We start from the raw sequence: 18110 nt of genomic DNA, 5'->3' as shown, positions 1-18110 counted from the left end.
ATGGATCGTCGCGCTGCCGGCACCGATGTCGCGACGTACGTACGGTCGACTGCTCTGTCCACCGATCGATGGACAGAGCTGCGGGTTACAGGCCCGCGAGCGGTGCCAGGCCCGCCGCAATCGGGGCGGCGGTGTAGGAGGTGTGGACGGACGACTTGGCGTCGTCCATCGAGCCGGTCCAGTCACAGATGCCGTCGCCGGCGTTGCACCAGCTCAGAGTGTGGGCGCCGATCGGCACCGGAAGTGCCTGCGGCAGCGCGCCTCCGATCGGGACGGCGCGAGCGAGTCCCTGGCCCCCGCTCGCCGATCCTCCCGAACGCGCGGTGTCGCCGGGCCGGCGATCCGGGTCGGCGATGAGGGCGGCGGCGGCTATCTGCTTGCCGTTGGCGGTGCGCTGCAGCGCCCGATGCGCGGCTGCGGCGCCCTGCGAGTACCCGACCACCACGATCTTGGTGGACGGGCAGCCGCGCGCGACGATCCCTATGTCGCCCTGCGTGTTCCGCGCCCCGGTCTCCATCGACTGCAAGAACGGGCCGACCGTCTCCACGGTCTGCGGCACGGGCAGCGCCGGGTAGCGCACGGCCCGGGTAGCGACGGTCTTGCCCTTGGCCCTGGCGCGCTGTGCCAGGTCGGACACGACGTTCGACACGAGCGTTCCCATTCCACCCGCCTCGGCCCCCTCGCCGGAGCCGGCGACGCCGATGAACGTGTAATCGGCGCATGACGGGGCCGCGACTGCGGCTCCGACCCCGGTCAGCCCGGATCCGACCAGCACGGGCACTGCAACGAGAGCGGTCAGAGCTGAGGCACGGTTCATGAGCGCCAACCTACCGTGAATGCGCGGGGCCCGTGCGACGCTTCGGACCACCTCAGGCCGGGTACGCGAACGACACCTTGCGCGTGTCCGGATCGGCGGTTGCGAGGCGCACCTGCACCGCCTGGCCCTCCGGCGGGTCGCCCTCGCACTTGGCGATCACGGCGGGATCCTCGACGAACACCTGCTCGCCGCGCATCACCACGGCGTCGAACGTCTCCCCCACGCGCGCCGCGAGTACGACCGCCTCGGTGAGGTCGATGCAGGCGCGCTCCACCTTGCCGCTCAGCGCGTCCGTCGCCTTCATGACCTCCGCCATGTCCGACAGCGCGGACCGCGCCCAGTCCGGGACCTTCGCGCCGGAGCACAGTGCGAGGCACACCTCCGTCGAGAAGCGGTCTGCGAGTCTGCGCAAGGGCGCCGTCACATGCGCGTAGGGGGCGCCGACCCCCGCGTGCAGAGGCTGCTCGGGCGCCGCGCCATCGAACGGGGCGTACCCGGCGCCCCTCAGCAGGGTGACTGCGTCCGCCATCGCCGCCAGGCCGTGTGGTGTGGTCACGTCGAGGCCGTCCAGGAAGTCGCCGACACCGACGGTGGCCGGCCACTCCAAGCCGAGCGCCGCCGCGCCGCGCCGGAGATCCGCCACGGCATCGTCGGGCGCGGGCGGGAGCGTACGCAGCAGGCCGACCCCACCATCGAGCATGATGTGCGCCGCGCACATGCCCGTGAGCAGGGATATCTGCGCATTCCAGCCGTCCGCCTGGGTCCGCGGCTCCACCCGCAGCCGCCACCCGTCGTCGGACCGCACCGCCTCTTGCGCGGGCAGGCGCAGATCGATGGCGCCGCGTGACCGACCCCACGCCGCACGCAGTCGGCCGACATCGGGCAGCGCCGCGATGGACGGGTGCAACCGCCCGGCGTCGGCGTCCGCCTGCACACCCGCGTAGTCGAGCCTTGCCGTCGAGCGGACGAACGCACGATCGACACGCGCCGACGTCACCTCACCGTCCGCATCCAGCCGGATCTGCCACAGCGCGGCGGGCCGGCGTTGGTCAGGAAGGAGCGAGCCCGCGCCCTCGGACAGCGACCGCGGGTGCAGCGGCACGGAACCGTCCGGCAGGTAGACGGTCTGGCCGCGCCTCCGAGTCTCGGTGTCGAGCTGCCCGCCAGGAGTGACGAGAGCGGCGACATCGGCGATCGCGTAATGCACGAGGTAGCCGTCACCCTCGCGGGCGAGGTGCATGGCCTGATCGAGGTCCATGGATCCGGGAGGGTCGATCGTGACCAGCGGGATGTCGGTGCGGTCGGCGCGGCCCTCGGCACACCGATCGACGGCCCGGTCGGCCTCGGCCTGAGCCTCCGCGCCGAATGCCTCGGTCAGCTCGAACTCGGAGCGCACGGCCTGGAAGTCGACGTCAGTCATGTCCGCATCCTGGCATGTCAGGCCTCGTTGAGCGGCACGACGCACATGGGCGCCGCGGTGCGGACTCCGTCCGGGTCGTCCTGTACCAGCCAGACGTCGAGTCGGTCGCCGTCGCGTCGACGCAACAGGCGGGGCGCGTCCTCGAGCGTCAGCGGCGAATCGTGTTCGACGATGCCCCGCAGCGGCAGACGTGCACGCAGGTCCGGATGCCCGTCGAGCGCGTGCTCGAGCGCCGTCCAGTACACGGCGTTGTTGACGTGCTCGAAGAAGTCGATGTCCGTGCTGCGCAGGGTGAACGGCACCTCCTCGGCATCCGGATGCGGCGTCGGGTCGAGCAGTCGCTTCCATCGCAGGACACCCGGGGCGGCCGCGGCGCCGAAACGTTCGAGGAACTCGTCGGACATGCGCGACGGCGTACCGGTCTCGGTGTTGAAGTTGATCCAGAACGCCTCGGTCTCGACGTGGGTCCCGGTCTCGCCGCGCAGATCGATACGCACATCGCTCCAGCGAGTACCGATCCGGGACGCCCACCGCTCGAGTGTGATGGTCTCCGGCCACGCCCCATGCGCGTGGATATCGATGATGGTGCGGCGCGCTATCCACGTCTTGTGCGATTCGTGGAAGCCGGCGGCGATGAGGTGGTCCATCCCGGTGTCCTGCAGGAATCGGGCGACGCCGTCGAACTTGATGCCTTGGTCCGGGCGTACCGCGTCGGCCCGCACTGTGCGGGTCGTGCGGAACACTGCGCGGTTCTCGCGCAGCGCGGGGTCGGCGGGCGGCGGGTCCAGTGGCTGTCCGATCACGTCAGCCATACAAGCACACGCAGGCGTCGCACCGGATCGTCCGCCACGGGTCGCGCCATCGCGTATCGCACTATGCCCCGCATGGGAGAGCGTTCCGGTCGCTATGCGGGCATACCCGCTGCCGCTGAGACGGCGTCCAGCTCCGCGTGTTCGTCCCGGTAGGCGCGTCCGCCCCCGTTGAGGCCGAACAGGCGTTTGCTCCACAGCAGCCACACCACGGCGGCGATGTTGATCGCAAGAGCGACCAGCTTGAACACGGTGACCTTCTCCGTCAGCTCGTAGATCTCCAGCGGAAGGAAGACGCTCGTCGCGACCACCGCGAAGTATTCACCCCACCGGTGTCCCAGCCACAGACCAACGGCCTCGATCAGTTCGATCAGCGCATACGCGGCGAGCCCCAACGCCACCCACGTCAGCGCCGTGGAGGACAGCGAGAACGCCTTGTCGATCTCGTGCACCAACTTGCTGCTGTCCGGGTTCCAGCCGAACTGATCCGCGAGCGGTCGCAGCAGCGGCAGGTCCTTCTCGAATGCGGCCTGGAGGTGCACACGCGCATCACGCACCCGGAACACGCCGAACGCGAGCAGCGCGAACAGGACAGTGCGGACGATCCGCTCCAGCGCCAGCAGACGGGTGATGAAACGGTCGCGAATGGCCTTGCCGCGCAGCACTGTCGGTGGAGGCCCCGTGTGCGTCGGCTGGCCTACGACGAAGCCGTCACAGCGCAGACACCGCCACGCCTCACCGTGGGCGGTATCGGTGTGCAGCCGCTTCCGCACTTCCGGGTCGTCCGGCGCGTAGGTGACATGGCCGTGAAGTCCGCACGCACGCAGCGCAATATCCATCCGGCGACGGTAGCGGGCCCCGGCTTGGGACTCGCTGAGCGCAGGTCAGTCGGACGTGCGCCGAGTGTAGGCACGCAGCGCGAAGGGAGCGAACACGAGTGTGAGGATGATCGCCCAGATCACCGTGGCGAGCACCGGGTGATGCAGCGGAAGCTGCGCACCGGCCGCCGCATGCGGACCATTCCCCCACAGCTGGCGCAGCGACTGAACCAACGCCGACAGCGGATTCCACTCGGCTATGACACGCAGCCACGACGGCATCGGCCCGGTCGGCACGAACGAGTTGGCGACGAACGTGATCGGGAAGAGGAGCGCGAACATGAACCCGTTGACCGCTTCCACCGAGCGCAGCCAGGAGCCGATCAGGATGCCGAACCAGATCATCCCGAATCCGAACAGCAGGATCAGCGCGAACGCGAGGATCGCCTCTGGCACCGATGTGCGGATGCGCCAGCCGATCGCCAGCCCCGTCACCGCCATGACGACGATACCGATGGACGAGTGCAGCAGGCTTGCGATGGAGCGCCCGATGAGCACCGACGACCGCTTGATCGGCAGCGACCGGAATCTGTCGATGATGCCCTTGTCGAGATCGTTGTTGATGCCGGTCGCGACGATGAACGCTGTGAACACGATCGTCTGCCCCATGATGCCGGGCAGCAGGAACTCCTTGTAGTTCGCGCCGCCCGTATTGGTGATCGACGCGCCGAACACGAACGCGAACAGCACCACGAACATGATCGGCTGGATCGTGACGTCCGACAGCATCTCGGGCATCCGCTTCGTGTGGATGAGATTGCGCCGAACCATGATCCAGGACTGCTGCAGCAGCGACGTCGGATGGGTGTCCACCTGTGTCATCCCTGTACCTCCTCTTTCTCGGGCTCCGCCTCGGCCCGGCGGCCGGTCAGGGAGAGGAACACGTCGTCGAGGCTGGGCCGCGCGAGCCCGAGATCGTCGATCTCGATGCCGGTCTCGTCGAGCAGCCCCGCCACGCGGTTCAGGTCCGCAAGCCCGCCGGCCGGCATGGTGAGCTGTCGGGCGCCGGGCTCGACGAAGACCTCGGCGCCTCCGGACCGCAGCAGCTCCTCCGCACGTCCGAGATCCATGGCGTGCGAGACGGTGAGCACCAGGCTCGCCGCACCCGCACGCTCCTTGAGCTGCAGCGGCGTGCCGTGCTCGATCACGCGTCCGTGGTCGACGACCACGATGTCGTCGGCGAGCTGGTCCGCCTCTTCCAGGTATTGCGTGGTGAGCAGCAGAGTCGTGCCGCCGCGGACCAGATCCCGCAGGACGTCCCAGAGTTCGTTACGACTGCGCGGGTCGAGACCCGTGGTGGGCTCGTCCAGGAACAGGACAGGCGGCGCCGTGAGCAGGCTGACGGCCAGGTCGAGGCGCCGGCGCATGCCGCCCGAGTACGCCTTCACCTGCTTATCGGCCGCATCGGTCAGGGCGAACTGCTCGAGCAGTTCGTCGCTGCGCCGAGCCAACTGCTTGCGCCGGATGCCGTACAGGCCGCCGATCATCGCGAGATTCTCACGGCCCGTGAGGATCTCGTCCACAGTGGCCGCCTGCCCAGTGAGCCCCATGCTACGCCGCACCTGCTCCGGTGACTCCCGCACGTCATATCCCGCGATGCGCGCCGTACCGGACGTAGGCAGCGAGAGCGTCGTCATCATGCGCACCGTCGTGGTCTTGCCCGCACCATTGGGACCGAGCAGGCCCAGTACAGTCCCGCGGGGCACGGTGAAGCTGACGTCGTCCACTGCCGTGAAGTCACCGAATCGCTTCACCAGACCGATCGCTTCGATCGCCGAATCACTATGGGCATCAGCAGCTTCCACCTGATGAACACCGGCTGAGGAATTCATGTCGCCGACACTAGACCCACCCACCGACACCTTTCCACGCGATTTACCGAACACGCGCTCCCCGCCCTGCGGCACGCGCATACGCCTCGGTCACCAGCGGCGCGATCACGCCTTCTGTCGGGCACGTGACCGACACCCATGCGGCATTCGCGTACACCGGGTGCGGAACGACGGAATCGTCTGCCGCGTAATCCCATTCGCCGTCGTGTTCAGAGTGCTCGACGGGTGGATACCCGACGATCTCGGCGAACCGCGCCCTTCCTACATCGACGTTCACCCGGAAGCGTCCCGCGCCGAGACGCGACGAGGCGTCGCCCGGGTAGTCCTTCGTCACCACTGTCGCGAAAGGCATCCGCCCACCGCCGACGAACGCGAAGGCATCGCCCTGGGCGATCTCCGGCGCATCTGATCCCGGACCGGGGATCTGAACGTCCACGCCCGGCAACGCCCGCAGCAACTCCACCACGTCGTCGAATACCATCTACACCCCGTCTCGTACAGTGTTCGAGTCTGTCTCTCGAACACTGTACGACACCGGCCGGGCGCGCCGCTAGACTCCCGCCATGGCCAGGGACCACCTCACGCGCGGCCAGATCATCGCCGCGACCATCGAGCTGCTCGACTCCCACGGCGTCGAGGCGTTCAGCATCCGGCGCCTGGGAGCACGACTGGGCGCCGGGGCGACCAGCATCTACTGGCACGTCCCGAGTCGTGACGAACTCCTGCAGCTCGCAGGCGACGAGATCTTCTCCGAGGTGGACCTCGTCCCCGCCGTCGACGGCGACTGGCGCACTCCGCTCGAGGCATACGCCAGATCCCTGCGCGAGACGATGCTGCGGCACCCCTGGATGCCCGCCGAACTGGCGTCCTCCCCCACGTACGGGCCGCGGATCGCGTCGGTCACCGTGCACCTGCGCACAGTGTGCACCCAGGCCGGGCTGGACGCGGACCAGTGGGCGGAGACCACGACCCTCATCCACTCGTACGTCCACGGATTCGCCGGCGCCGAGGCCGCGTGGGCGACCACCGTGGTCAAGTCGGGCCGCACCGAAGAGGAGCTCATGGCGGAGTGGATGAACACCGTCCGCGGCCGGAACGAAGGCGCGCTCGACGCGGTCCCCGAGCTCGAGGGCGCGGCCGCCATGGGCCTCGACGAGCGTCGGAGCCGGCTCGAGAAGAGCTTCGAGTTCGGGCTGCAGACCATCCTCGACGGCCTGGCTGCGAGGCTGCCGGAGGTGGGCGGACGAGCTGACGTGTAAGCCGGATCCTGTCCCGGCCGGAGCCGGGGGCGGCCATCCATCTGGACACACCGTCGCCGGGTGCCTCGAGCGGTCCACCCGCACGCTCGGGCGAGCAGCCCTCGTGCACGTGCGCAGCGGCACCGTCGGCCCGCAAGCCGCTGGTGCCGCATTCGACCTTGCTCCGGGTGGGGTTTACCGAGCCGCGCCGGTCACCCGGCGCGCTGGTGCGCTCTTACCGCACCGTTTCACCCTTACCGGCTCGCGCCGGCGGTCTGTTCTCTGTGGCACTTTCCCGCGGGTCGCCCCGGGTTGCCGTTAGCAACCACCCTGCCCTGTGGAGTCCGGACTTTCCTCGACGCGGGCTGCGCTGGTGAGCCAGCCGTTCCCGATCGCCGCGGCCGCCCGGTCAGCTCGTCCGCGCGCTACAGACTAGTCGAGCGCGCGCCGAGCATCTCAATCCCGCAGCTCGGGGGTCCGGTTCACCAGCCGGACCGAGGCCACCCCGTCCGGGTAGAACTCGGCGATCGACACCGATGCAAGATCCAGGTGCATCCGGTAGAGCACCTCGGGCCTACCGCCCAAGGCGATCCGCAGGATGGTCTTGATGGGAGTGACGTGGGAGACCACCAGAACGGTGCGGCCGGCATGATCCGCCAGCAGTTCGTCGCGCGCCCGCGCCACGCGCATCAGCACGTCGTCGAAGCTCTCTCCGCCCGGAGCCGGCACCGACGGATCCGAGAGCCACCGCGAGTGCAGTTCGGGGTCGCGCTCCCGTGCCTCGGAGAAGCTCAGCCCCTCCCACTCGCCGAAGTCGGTCTCGATGAGTTCGTCGGCCACGGCGACGTCGAGACCGCGCGGATCCGCGACCGCTGCGGCCGTCTCCCGGGCACGGGCGAGCGGCGACGTCACGACCACGTCGATGTTCACGCCCGCCAGGTCTGCGGCGGCCGCAGCCGCCTGGGCGCGACCGGTCTCGGTGAGGACCGGATCACCGTGCCCCGTGTACAGGCGGCCGACGGAAGCCTCGGTCTGCCCGTGCCGGAGCAGGATCAGCCGCGTGGGAGCGTGCGCGGAGACCGTCCAGCCGCCGCGCTGATCCCCCGGCGTCACAGGCCGGACTCGTTGGTACGCACCAGGATCGCGCCGCACTCGTCGCAATGGATCACAGACTCCGGCGCAGCCTTGCCGACGCGGTCGAGGAAGCCGCGGTCGAGCTCGAGGCGACAGGCACCGCATCGTCGAGCACGAAGCAGGCCCGCGCCCACGCCCGAGGCACTGCGACGCCGCTCGTACTCCGAGTAGAGATCGCCCGGCAGCTGCCCGACCAGGTCCTCACGCTGACCGGCGGTGCGGCGGCGCGCGACCTCGACGTCTTTGAGCGACTCCTCGCGTCGACGCTGAACCGTCTCGATCTTCTCGCGCGTCGCGTTGACCGCCGCCTCCGCACGCTGCTGGTCCAGCTGTACCGCCTCGCGCTTCTCCATGAGCTCGAGCAGGTCGTCCTCGAGCGCGGTCTGGCGGCGCTCCAGGCTGCCCAGTTCGTGTTCGAGCTCCCGTAGCTGCTTCGCCCCCACCGTGCCCGCCTGCAGCAGCGCGCGGTCCTTCTCCTCGCGCAGCCGGGTCTGGTCGACCTCATGCTCCAACTTCTTGATGTCTCGGTCGAAGTCCTCCACGACGATCGACACCTTCACGGACTCGTCGTGCTCCGCGGCCGCGGCCTTCTCGAGCTCAGCGATCTCGACGTCCTCGGGGAGGTGGCGGAGCCGGTGTGCCAGCCGGGCGATCTCGGCGTCCACGTCTGCGAGGTCGAGGAGCTGGCGCTGCGCGGCGGGGTCGGCGTTCATTCGGCCAACCTTACCGACGCGCCGCCCGGTGGCCACCTCCCATCCGTATACCCCTCCGCGGAAGGCCGCGCCGCCGGGGCAGCTACCGGGGCCGTACCCCGAACGGGTCGGTCGATTCGACGTACACGTCCACGGCCGGCTCGGGGCCGAGCAGCTCTGCGACCGCCGCGCACCACGGGAACTCTGTACCCCAGTGCCCGGCGTCGACGACGGGGCACCCGCCGGCGCGCAGATGCTCGTCGGCGGGATGGTGCCTCAGGTCGCCGGTCACGTACGCGTCGACAGGCAGGCGGCGGACCGCCCCCAGCAGCGAGTCGCCCGCTCCTCCACAGACTGCCACCGTCCGCACCTGCGCATCCGCGGGACCGGCAGCCCGCGCGGCGACGCCCAAGGTCTTCCCCACCGCTGCGGTGAACTCGGTGAGGGACAGGGGCGATTCCAGCGTCCCGATCCTCCCCAACCCCCATTCACGCTCCCGCGCGGCCAGTTCCACCACGTCGAACGCCGGCTCCTCGTACGGATGCGCCTCCCACAGCGCGGCGACGACCGATTCCCGCAACGAACGCGACGCGACGAACTCGAGACGCTGCTCAGCGACGGTCTCCGGTACACCGACCTCGCCGATCGCGGGGCGGGCGCCCGCGCCCGGCAGGAACTGGCCGGTGCCGTCGACCCGCCATGCGCATTCCGAATAGTCGCCGACACGGCCGGCGCCCGCGGCGAACACGGCCGCCAGGACCGCATCCGCCGAGCCCACGGGGACCTTGACATTCCACCCGTCGAGCGGCTCGGCGTCACCGAGGTATTCGATCGGCCCGGTGATGTTGAGGCCCAGCGCCGAGGCGAGGGCGTCGTTGACGCCGCCACGCGCGCGGTCGGCGTTGGTGTGCGCCGTGAAGAGGGCGCAGCCGCCCGCTATCAGCCGATGGATGAGCGCCCCCTTCGGCGTCGAGGCGGCCACCGTATCGACGCCGCGCAGCAGCAGCGGGTGGTGCGCGACGATGAGCTGGGCGCCGGAGCGCAGCGCCTCGTCGACGACACCGGCCGTGACGTCCACGCAGACGAGCACCCGTGTGACCTCGACGGCCGGGTCCCCGCAGACCAGGCCCACGCTGTCCCAGTCCTCCGCCAGACGGGGCGGATAGGCAGCGTCCAACACGGCGATGACGTCCTTCAGCAACACGTGGTAGAGGATAGATACGTGAGTGACGGTGATCTGGACCTGCATGTGACATTCGTCTGCACGGGCAACATCTGCCGGTCGCCCATCGCGCGCATCGTGTACGAGCGCGCGCTGGACGACGCCGGCCTCGCGGACCGCGTTCGGGTGACGAGCGCGGGAACGGGCGGGTGGCACGCCGGCGATCCCGCCGACTCGCGTGCCCGCGAGGTGCTGGCCCGGCACGGCTACCCCACCGCGCACACCGCCGCCGAGGTCGGCGACAGCCACCTGTCCGCAGACCTCGTCGTGGCCCTGAGCTCGTCGCATCTAGCCGATCTCACGGCGTTGGGGGTACCGCAGGACCGGCTGGTCCTACTACGCTCCTTCGACCCCGCCGCCCCCGTGCACGACACTCCCGATCCGTACTACGGCGACCTCGACGACTTCGAGACCACCCTGCGGCAGGTAGAGGGCTCCATGCCCGGGCTCGTCGAATGGACGAGGAACCGCCTTGGCTGACCGGACCCTGGGACAGTGGGTGCGGGTGATCCTGCAGCCACGCTGGATCGCGCTGGCGGTCTTCGTCGTGCTCTTCTCGGCGCTCTGCTGGTCGGTCCTCGCACCCTGGCAACTGGGCAAGAACACCACCACGAGCGCCCGTAACCAGCGGATCGCCAACTCCGTCAACGCCGATCCCGTGCCCGCCGCGCAACTGCTGAACGGCAAGACCACACTTCCGACCGACCTCGAATGGCACAAGGTCACCGTGTCCGGTACCTATCAGAACGACAAACAGGTACTGGCCCGGCTACGCAACTGGGACGGCGACCCCGCCTACGAGGTCCTCACCCCGTTCGTCGCGTCCGACGGCCACAGTTATCTGGTGGACCGCGGCTTCGTGAAGACGGCGTCGGGCGGTTCCGTGCCCACGTTCGATCCGGCGCCGTCGGGCAACGTCACGCTGGTGGCGCGCCTGCGGCAGGCCGAGACCACCACCCGCCAGCCGATCGAGGACGGCGGGTACCGGCAGGTCTTCGCGATCGATCCCGCCGCCGTCGGCCGAACCGTGGGGACGACGTTCGCGCCGGGCTACCTCGGGCTCACCGACAAGCAACCGGGCGGGCTCGGTACCGTGCCGCTACCCCAACTCGACGCTGGGCCGTACCTGTCGTACGGGCTGCAGTGGCTCGCGTTCGGCGTCATGGCGCCGATCGCCCTGGGCTACTTCGTATTCAGCGAGGTGCGTCGTCGCCGCGAGGAGCGCGCGGTGCTCGCGGCCGCCACCCCGACGGAGCCGGAGAAGGTGGTCACGCCCGAGGAGGCACGCGCCGCCCGGCTCGCCGACCGCTACGGGCGAAAGGGCTGACCACCGCGAGCGCTGCCAGCGCTGCCAGTTCTGTGGCGAGCGACAGCCGCGCCGCCCGCCGCAGATCCGACGGTGCCGGGGCGCGCCCTTCGCCGAGCTCCGGACGCATCTCGACGCCGTGCCGATACTGCGTACGCCCCCCGAGCCGCAGCCCGAGCGCGCCGGCCGCGCTCGCCTCGGCGACGCCCGCGTTCGGACTGGGGTGTTTGCGCGCATCCCGCCGCCACGCGCGCCACGCCGACGACGGTGCCCCGCCCACCACCGGCGCCACGGCGACCGTGAGGAACCCGGCCAGACGCGCGGGCACGTAATTGGCGAGATCATCCAGACGAGCTGACGCCCAACCGAATTCGCGGTAACGGTCGTTGCGATAGCCGACCATCGCGTCGAGTGTGTTGATCGCCCGGTACACAAGCAGCCCGGGTAGGCCGAGCACCGCGCCCCAGAAGAGGGGCGCCACCGCCGCATCGGAGGTGTTCTCGGCGACCGACTCGAGCGCCGCACGAGCGAGGCCGGCCTCATCGAGCACCGACGGGTCGCGGCCGCACAGGGAAGGCAGGAGATCCCGGGCACCGTCGACGTCGCCGTTTGAAAGCCGACTGCCCAGGTCGGCTCCCACGGCGCGCAGGCCCGCGCCGCCCAGGGCCACCCAGGCACCGGCCGCCGTCGCACCGGGAACCCTGCGGAAGGCGTACCCCACCGCCGCGACCCCTCCGATCAGAGCCGCCGTGTACACGACGCCTGCGGCTTTCGAATCCCGGTACAGCACGGTCTCGAGGCGGGCGGCGATCGCCCCGAATCCCGCGACGGGGTGGTACCTGCGTGGGTCGCCGAACATCTCGTCGGCCGCCACGCCGGCCGCCAGCTCCAGCACCTTCATCGAGCCCACGTTAGCGATCGATCAGGCAGGCTCGCTCGGTCGACCGCCACCGTGGCGCCCGGCCGTCGCCGATCGGAGCCGAAAGGCCGCTGCTTGCGAGAACGTGACCGCCCGCGGGCGTAACATCCACGCAAGGGGGACTTCGATGGCTATTTCACACGCTCTGCTCATTGCCGGCGGAGCACTCGTGGGCGCCACGCTGTACCTGCTGGTCTTGCCGTGGTCGCGACGCATATCCTTCGGGCGACCGTTACGCGGAACGGCGCAGATCGGCCTGGTGACGGCGACCGCAACGTTGGTTCTGGCGAACATCGTCGGGCCGAGTGTCGTGCCGGAGTATGGCTGGGTTGACCCCATCGCGATCGCACTGGCCGCCACGGTCGCCCTCGCGATCCCCCTGCATGTCGGGATAGCGCGCTCGGAGCGGCGGAATTCACCGCCGCCGTGGCGTGCGTTCGTCGTCATCGGCCTCACCCTCCTCACCGGCTGGGTAGTGCTCGGTCTGCTGGACAAGACCATCCGGGTGATCAGGGGATACGGCGTGGTAGACGATCGGGGGCAGCTCCGCGTAGAGGTGTCGGGCACGAGTCTGACGACTACGGTGCTCGACGACGAAACCATCCCGCTCCTCGCGATCCTCCTCGCTCTGCTCGCTGTCGTCGCCGGGATCGCGGTCGTGCGAGCAGCGACACTCGCTCCCGACGCACATGGCTTCCGGGGCTATGCGATGCTCGTGTGCGCTGGTGCCGGTGCTCACATAATCGGCGCAGTGGCTTTCGACGCGTATCGCCCCGTGGGCGTTGTCCGACTGATCTCCGCCGCGCAGCGGACAGGCGACGCGGATCTCGCCCGCCTCGCGGTCCCCCTCAGTCAGATCCTCGCGTTCGGCGTGCTCGGCTTCCTCGGCACCACCGCACTGCTCGTCGCAGTGTCTATCGGCTCGTCCGACGGTGCCGATGGCCGCAGACCACCTCGATCCCTGGTTCGCAGGGCACCCGCATGACGGTCTTCCTCGCCCTCGCGCGCCTATTCGTCCCGGTGATCGCCGTGGTGGAGCTCGCGTGTGTCTCTCTGCCGCGCTCCCGCAGGATGACGTTCGGACAGCCGCTTCGAGGCCTCGCGCAGGGGAGCCTGATACTCGGTGTCGCGGTGCTGCTCGTCGGATGGCTCATCGGGCTGGCTATCGAGCACTGGGTCCTACAGGGCTTCTCATCGAGCGGGGCGGTAGCCCTCGCGCTCGCTGTCGCGGTGGCGGTCGGCATCCCGGTCCTCTCTTCGACCGCCGACAAGGAGAGGAACGGTCTCGCGCGGACGATGCGAGCCCAGTATTCGTTACGGAACTGGATATTCGCCTCGACCATGTTGGCAGTGTTGGTTCTGGTGTTCACCTCAGCCGTAATGCTTATCGAGCCGATCACGGAGCACAGCACGCGCGACGCACGCGGACTGCTGCACATCGACTCGCTCGGCCCGGAGTCGGCGCTACCCATGCCGGGCATGACAGACGTCTACGTGGTGGTATGGGCGCTGATAGTCGTCCTCTGTCTCGCCTGGGCCGTCGCCTCGCGGACGGCGATCGTCGGCCGCGACTTCCGCTTCTACGCGTTGCTGATGTGCGGGGCCGCCGCCGCTCTGCTGATCGGCGAGTTGGCACATCACGCAGATCGCGTTGCCGACGTCCGGCGGATCGCCGCGGCTGGTCAGGCCACGACGGACCAGCGCGATCTGGGCAGTCTCATCACCGCGTACCAATTCATCGCGGCCCTCACCCCACTGGTGTGGATCGGATCCGCTGGCCTGCTCATCGGCGCGGTGATCTGCCTGACCCGCGGTGCAGACGGGCCGACTACCAATCCTGTGGTGCGCGCGGAGGGACTCGAACCCCCGACAACCGGTGTGTAAGACCGGGACTCTAACCAACTGAGCTACACGCGCGGACCGGATGAGGTTAGCGCAGCCAACGCGTCTTCCCAAAGCTGCTGGTCTCTGGGTAGCCCCGGCTCGTTCATCTCCGAAAATCGCACGACGCCCTCACGGTCGATGACGAAGGTGCCGCGGTTGGGGTACCCCTTCTTGTCGTTGAGCACGCCGTACCTCCGGGCCACCTCACCGTGCGGCCAGAAATCGGAGAGCACAGGGAACAGATAGCCCTGCGAGCCGGACCACACCTTGTGGGTGGGCGGCGGTCCTACCGATACGGCCAGGATCGCGGACGACTCGTTCTCGAACGCCGGCAGGTTGTCGCGGACCTGCCCGAGTTCGTTCTCGCAGGTCCCCGTGAACGCGAGCGGGAAGAAGACCAGCAGCACGTTCTTCCGGCCGCGGTAGTCCGCGAGTCGTACGGGCTGGTTGTTCTGATTGCGCAGCGTGAAATCGGGCGCGACCACGCCTAGCGGCAGCGGCCCCGCCTCATCCGAGGTCACTATCGCCGGGGTCCCGACTTCGGCTGCACCAGGCGCGAGCCGATCCAGGGACCCAAGTTGGTGGACGAGGTCTGCATGAGCCCCGCAGTGGGCGCGGCCTCGGCGATATCGCTCGGCTGGACGTGACCGGGACGCCCGGTCTTGGGGCTGAGGACCCACACGCAGCCGTCCTCGGACAGGGGGCCGATGACGTCCATCAGCGTGTCGACGAGGTCCCCGTCGTCGTCGCGCCACCAAAGCAGCACGACGTCCACCACCTCGTCGGTGTCCTCGTCGAGCATCTCCGCGTCGATGAGATCCTCGATCTCGGCCCGCAAGTCGTCGTCGGTGTCCTCATCCCAGCCGATCTCCTGCACCACATCACCCGGGCGCAGGCCCATCTTCTGGGCGTTGGACCCATTCGTGGACACCGGTTGCTGCCTCCTTATAACGGCGCTTTCTTACGTGTCGGACGGTGCTGACGATACAGACCGCCGGGCTATAGCAGACCCCGGCCACGCGATCCACGCAACTCTTAGGCGACGTCATGTTCCGATCCCAACCCGCGAACTTCCTCGCGAGTAGCAACAGACGTGGGGCAGGATGGGACCGGGATCACCCTTCCCGCACGCAGTCGTGCCCAAACAACCTTATGAGGAGCACTGTCCGTGACCGAGTCACCCAGCGCCACACCCGGCGCCGCAACACCGAAGGACTCAAGCGAGCGCGTCCGCGTCATCCGCGAAGGTGTCGCCTCGTATCTGCCGGACATCGATCCCGAGGAGACCGGCGAGTGGCTCGAGTCGTTCGATGACCTCCTCGAGAGGTCCGGGCCTGCTCGCGCGCGCTACCTCATGCTGCGCATGCTCGAGAGGGCCAGCGACAAGCGGGTCTCCCTTCCGTCGTTGACGTCGACGGACTACGTCAACACCATCCCCACCGATCTCGAACCGTGGTTCCCCGGCGACGAGGAGGTCGAACGCCGCTACCGCGCCTGGATCCGCTGGAACGCGGCCGTCATGGTCACCCGGGCGCAGCGTCCCGGCGTCGGCGTCGGCGGCCATATCTCCACGTACGCGTCGTCCGCCTCGCTGTACGAGGTCGGCTTCAACCATTTCTTCCGCGGCAAGGACCACCCGGGCGGGGGCGACCAGGTCTACATCCAGGGCCACGCCTCCCCCGGCATCTACGCGCGTGCCTTCCTCGAGGGCCGCATCTCCGAAGAGCGCATGGACGGCTTCCGGCAGGAGCAGTCGCACCTCGCCGACGGCGGCGGGCTCCCGTCGTACCCGCACCCCCGGCTCATGAAGGACTTCTGGGAGTTCCCGACCGTATCCATGGGTCTGGGCCCGATGGGCGCGATCTTCCAGGCCCGGTTCAACCACTACCTGCATGACCGCGGTATCAAGGACACATCCGACCAGCACGTCTGGGCCTTCCTCGGCGACGGCGAGATGGACGAGCCGGAGTCGCGCGGCCAGATCCAGATCGCAGCCACCGAGGGCCTCGACAACCTCACGTTCGTGGTCAACTGCAACCTGCAGCGGCTGGACGGCCCGGTCCGGGGCAACGGCAAGATCATCCAGGAGCTCGAGTCGTTCTTCCGGGGCGCCGGCTGGAACGTCATCAAGGTCATCTGGAGCCGGGACTGGGACGACCTGCTGCACAAGGACCGCGACGGCGCGCTGGTCAACATCATGAACAGCACGCCCGACGGCGACTACCAGACCTTCAAGGCCAACGACGGCGCGTTCGTCCGCGAGCACTTCTTCGGCCGCGACCCGCGGACCAAGGAACTCGTCAAGGACATGACCGACGAGCAGATCTGGGGTCTGCGGCGTGGCGGCCACGACTACCGCAAGATCTACGCGGCGTACAAGGCGGCCATGGAGCACAAGGGCCAGCCGACGGTCATCCTGGCGTTCACCATCAAGGGCTACAGCCTCGGCTCGCATTTCGAGGGTCGCAACGCCACCCACCAGATGAAGAAGCTGACGCTCGACGACCTGAAAAGCTTCCGCGACCACCTGCGCATCCCGATCTCCGACGCCGAGCTCGAGAAGGATCCATATCTTCCCCCGTACTACAACCCGGGGGCGGAGTCCAAGGAGATCCAGTACCTGCAGGACCGCCGCAAGCAACTCGGCGGCTTCGTACCGTCCCGCCGCACCAAGGCCAAGGCTTTGCCGACCCCCGACATCTCGACCCTGGACGTCATGCGCAAGGGCTCGGGCAAGCAGCAGGTGGCGACGACGATGGCGCTCGTCCGCATCTTCAAGGAACTGCTGCGCGACGAGACCATCGGCCCGCGCATCGTGCCCGTCATCCCCGACGAGGCCCGCACGTTCGGCATGGACTCGTGGTTCCCGTCGCTGAAGATCTACAACCGCCTCGGCCAGCTGTACACGGCGGTCGACGCGCAGCTCATGCTCGCGTACAAGGAGAGTCCCGTCGGACAGATCCTGCACGAGGGCATCAACGAGGCCGGCTCGACCGCCTCGTTCACCGCGGTCGGCACGTCGTACGCCACACACGACGAACCGATGATCCCGCTGTACATCTTCTACTCGATGTTCGGCTATCAGCGCACGGGCGACGGCCTGTGGGCTGCGGGCGACCAGATGGCGCGCGGCTTCGTCATCGGCGCGACCGCCGGCCGCACCACGCTGACCGGCGAGGGCCTGCAGCACGCCGACGGCCACAGCCACGTGCTCGCCTCGACCAACCCCGCGACGGTCGCCTACGACCCGGCCTTCGCCTACGAGCTGGCGTACATCATCATCGACGGCCTGCGGCGGATGTACGGAGAGGCACCAGAGGACGTCTATTACTACATCACCGTCTACAACGAGCCCATCCATCAGCCGGCCGAGCCGGAGGGTCTCGACGTCGAGGCTCTTCTCAAGGGCCTCTACCTGTTCCGCAAGGGCACCGACCAGCACGAGCGCAAAGCCAACATCCTGGTATCGGGCGTCACGATGCCCGACGCGCTCGTAGCGCAGGAACTGCTCGCCGACGAATGGGGCGTATCCGCCTCGGTTTACTCGGCGACCAGTTGGGTGGAGTTGCAGCGTGACGGCATCGCCGCGGAGCGCGACGCCCTACGGGACCCGTCCGCCCCGGCGCGCGTGCCGCACGTGACCAAGGTGCTCGCCGACGCCCAGGGCCCGACGGTGGCGGTATCGGACTTCATGCGCGGGACACAGGACCTGATCCGCGCATGGGTCCCGGGCACGTATGTCACGCTCGGCACCGACGGGTTCGGGTTCTCGGACACCCGCCCGGCCGCACGGCGCTTCTTCAACGTCGACGCCCAGTCGATCGTGGTCGCGGTCCTGCTCGGCCTCGCTCGTGACGGAGAACTGGACTTCTCGGTCGCGGCCGAGGCGGCGAAGAAATACCGGATCGACGACGTGCTCGCCGCTCCGGAGCAGACGTCGGACCCCGGCGTAGCGTAGG

Annotated in this window: 17 protein-coding genes, 1 tRNA gene, 1 other RNA gene and 1 pseudogene; 4 read left to right on the top strand and 16 right to left on the bottom strand. The window is 68.9% G+C overall.

The features are described 5' to 3' along the window. Positions 1-85: 85 nt before the first annotated feature. The 12 genes and pseudogenes from P0W64_RS10910 to P0W64_RS10855 form a co-directional block, all read right to left on the bottom strand. Positions 86-817 (bottom strand): cutinase family protein, encoded by a 732-nt coding sequence (locus tag P0W64_RS10910; protein ID WP_275480120.1) that lies wholly within the window; start codon positions 815-817, stop codon positions 86-88. Between the two features lie 52 nt (positions 818-869). Continuing rightward, a complete protein-coding gene (locus P0W64_RS10905) occupies positions 870-2237 on the bottom strand; it encodes an RNB domain-containing ribonuclease (protein WP_275480119.1) in 1368 nt (455 codons plus the stop codon). A gap of 17 nt (positions 2238-2254) precedes the next feature. Beyond that, a complete protein-coding gene (locus P0W64_RS10900; protein WP_275480118.1) occupies positions 2255-3049 on the bottom strand; it encodes an acyl-ACP thioesterase domain-containing protein in 795 nt (264 codons plus the stop codon). A 92-nt stretch (positions 3050-3141) separates the two neighbouring features. Next, complete coding sequence (locus tag P0W64_RS10895; protein WP_275480117.1) at positions 3142-3885, bottom strand: DUF2127 domain-containing protein; 744 nt, start codon at positions 3883-3885, stop codon at positions 3142-3144. A 45-nt stretch (positions 3886-3930) separates the two neighbouring features. Beyond that, a complete protein-coding gene (locus P0W64_RS10890) occupies positions 3931-4746 on the bottom strand; it encodes an ABC transporter permease (RefSeq protein WP_275480116.1) in 816 nt (271 codons plus the stop codon). Further along, positions 4743-5756: an ATP-binding cassette domain-containing protein gene (locus tag P0W64_RS10885; protein ID WP_275480115.1), complete on the bottom strand. Its 1014-nt coding sequence runs from the start codon at positions 5754-5756 to the stop codon at positions 4743-4745. Before P0W64_RS10885 ends, P0W64_RS10890 begins: the two co-directional genes overlap by 4 nt. Positions 5757-5799: 43 nt before the next feature. Then, entirely contained in the window at positions 5800-6237 is a 438-nt protein-coding gene (locus P0W64_RS10880) for a DUF6194 family protein (RefSeq protein WP_275480114.1), read from the bottom strand. A gap of 210 nt (positions 6238-6447) precedes the next feature. Next, entirely contained in the window at positions 6448-6819 is a 372-nt protein-coding gene (locus P0W64_RS10875) for a hypothetical protein (protein WP_275480113.1), read from the bottom strand. Positions 6820-6996: 177 nt separating this feature from the next. Continuing rightward, positions 6997-7411, bottom strand: an RNA gene (rnpB, locus tag P0W64_RS10870) — RNase P RNA component class A. Positions 7412-7450: 39 nt separating this feature from the next. Next, a pseudogene (locus P0W64_RS10865) lies at positions 7451-8083 on the bottom strand (histidine phosphatase family protein); the annotation flags it as partial. 20 nt (positions 8084-8103) lie between these two features. Then, complete coding sequence (locus tag P0W64_RS10860) at positions 8104-8841, bottom strand: C4-type zinc ribbon domain-containing protein (RefSeq protein WP_275480112.1); 738 nt, start codon at positions 8839-8841, stop codon at positions 8104-8106. A gap of 82 nt (positions 8842-8923) precedes the next feature. Further along, positions 8924-10069 carry a Nif3-like dinuclear metal center hexameric protein gene (locus P0W64_RS10855; protein WP_275480111.1) on the bottom strand — a complete coding sequence of 382 codons (1146 nt, stop codon included), beginning with the start codon at positions 10067-10069 and terminating at the stop codon, positions 8924-8926. Between P0W64_RS10855 and P0W64_RS10850 the strand changes: the two genes are divergently transcribed. Further along, positions 10043-10522: a low molecular weight protein-tyrosine-phosphatase gene (locus P0W64_RS10850; RefSeq protein ID WP_275480110.1), complete on the top strand. Its 480-nt coding sequence runs from the start codon at positions 10043-10045 to the stop codon at positions 10520-10522. The two genes, P0W64_RS10855 and P0W64_RS10850, sit on opposite strands and share 27 nt — an antisense overlap. Next, positions 10515-11369, top strand: a complete 855-nt coding sequence (locus P0W64_RS10845) for an SURF1 family protein (RefSeq protein WP_275480109.1) — start codon at positions 10515-10517, stop codon at positions 11367-11369. The genes P0W64_RS10850 and P0W64_RS10845 overlap by 8 nt, the downstream gene beginning before the upstream one ends. Here P0W64_RS10845 and P0W64_RS10840 read toward each other — a convergent pair. After that, on the bottom strand, positions 11311-12249 hold the full coding sequence (locus P0W64_RS10840) for a cobalamin biosynthesis protein (RefSeq protein WP_275480108.1): 939 nt from the start codon (positions 12247-12249) through the stop codon (positions 11311-11313). The genes P0W64_RS10845 and P0W64_RS10840 overlap by 59 nt on opposite strands. A gap of 145 nt (positions 12250-12394) precedes the next feature. Between P0W64_RS10840 and P0W64_RS10835 the strand changes: the two genes are divergently transcribed. Further along, entirely contained in the window at positions 12395-13252 is an 858-nt protein-coding gene (locus tag P0W64_RS10835; RefSeq protein WP_275480107.1) for a hypothetical protein, read from the top strand. A gap of 855 nt (positions 13253-14107) precedes the next feature. Here P0W64_RS10835 and P0W64_RS10830 read toward each other — a convergent pair. From P0W64_RS10830 to P0W64_RS10820, 3 genes are all read right to left on the bottom strand, one after another. Beyond that, positions 14108-14184, bottom strand: a tRNA-Val gene (locus P0W64_RS10830). Then, positions 14175-14672, bottom strand: a complete 498-nt coding sequence (locus P0W64_RS10825) for a peroxiredoxin (protein ID WP_275480106.1) — start codon at positions 14670-14672, stop codon at positions 14175-14177. The genes P0W64_RS10830 and P0W64_RS10825 overlap by 10 nt, the downstream gene beginning before the upstream one ends. After that, on the bottom strand, positions 14672-15052 hold the full coding sequence (locus P0W64_RS10820) for a DUF3052 domain-containing protein (protein WP_275480167.1): 381 nt from the start codon (positions 15050-15052) through the stop codon (positions 14672-14674). Before P0W64_RS10820 ends, P0W64_RS10825 begins: the two co-directional genes overlap by 1 nt. 267 nt (positions 15053-15319) lie before the next feature. Here P0W64_RS10820 and aceE point away from each other — a divergent pair, with 267 nt between their 5' ends. Beyond that, complete coding sequence (aceE, locus tag P0W64_RS10815) at positions 15320-18109, top strand: pyruvate dehydrogenase (acetyl-transferring), homodimeric type (protein ID WP_275480105.1); 2790 nt, start codon at positions 15320-15322, stop codon at positions 18107-18109. Position 18110: the final 1 nt, after the last annotated feature.

This window comes from Tsukamurella sp. 8F, from assembly GCF_029167375.1.
Lineage (GTDB): Bacteria > Actinomycetota > Actinomycetes > Mycobacteriales > Mycobacteriaceae > Tsukamurella.
The sequence above is the reverse complement of the archived record's forward strand: the minus strand, read 5'-3'. Positions and strand labels throughout refer to the sequence as shown.

Excerpts from the sequence above, each read along its gene's own strand:
- P0W64_RS10820 (WP_275480167.1), bottom strand. The coding sequence starts at position 15,052 with ATGGGCCTGCGCCCGGGTGATGTGGTGCAGGAGATCGGCTGGGATGAG.
- P0W64_RS10875 (WP_275480113.1), bottom strand. The coding sequence starts at position 6,819 with ATGAGCTCCTCTTCGGTGCGGCCCGACTTGACCACGGTGGTCGCCCAC.
- P0W64_RS10855 (WP_275480111.1), bottom strand. The coding sequence starts at position 10,069 with ATGCAGGTCCAGATCACCGTCACTCACGTATCTATCCTCTACCACGTG.
- P0W64_RS10835 (WP_275480107.1), top strand. The coding sequence starts at position 12,395 with ATGGCTATTTCACACGCTCTGCTCATTGCCGGCGGAGCACTCGTGGGC.
- P0W64_RS10885 (WP_275480115.1), bottom strand. The coding sequence starts at position 5,756 with ATGAATTCCTCAGCCGGTGTTCATCAGGTGGAAGCTGCTGATGCCCAT.
- P0W64_RS10905 (WP_275480119.1), bottom strand. The coding sequence starts at position 2,237 with ATGACTGACGTCGACTTCCAGGCCGTGCGCTCCGAGTTCGAGCTGACC.
- P0W64_RS10840 (WP_275480108.1), bottom strand. The coding sequence starts at position 12,249 with ATGAAGGTGCTGGAGCTGGCGGCCGGCGTGGCGGCCGACGAGATGTTC.
- P0W64_RS10890 (WP_275480116.1), bottom strand. The coding sequence starts at position 4,746 with ATGACACAGGTGGACACCCATCCGACGTCGCTGCTGCAGCAGTCCTGG.
- P0W64_RS10880 (WP_275480114.1), bottom strand. The coding sequence starts at position 6,237 with ATGGTATTCGACGACGTGGTGGAGTTGCTGCGGGCGTTGCCGGGCGTG.
- P0W64_RS10895 (WP_275480117.1), bottom strand. The coding sequence starts at position 3,885 with ATGGATATTGCGCTGCGTGCGTGCGGACTTCACGGCCATGTCACCTAC.
- P0W64_RS10910 (WP_275480120.1), bottom strand. The coding sequence starts at position 817 with ATGAACCGTGCCTCAGCTCTGACCGCTCTCGTTGCAGTGCCCGTGCTG.
- P0W64_RS10900 (WP_275480118.1), bottom strand. The coding sequence starts at position 3,049 with ATGGCTGACGTGATCGGACAGCCACTGGACCCGCCGCCCGCCGACCCC.
- P0W64_RS10860 (WP_275480112.1), bottom strand. The coding sequence starts at position 8,841 with ATGAACGCCGACCCCGCCGCGCAGCGCCAGCTCCTCGACCTCGCAGAC.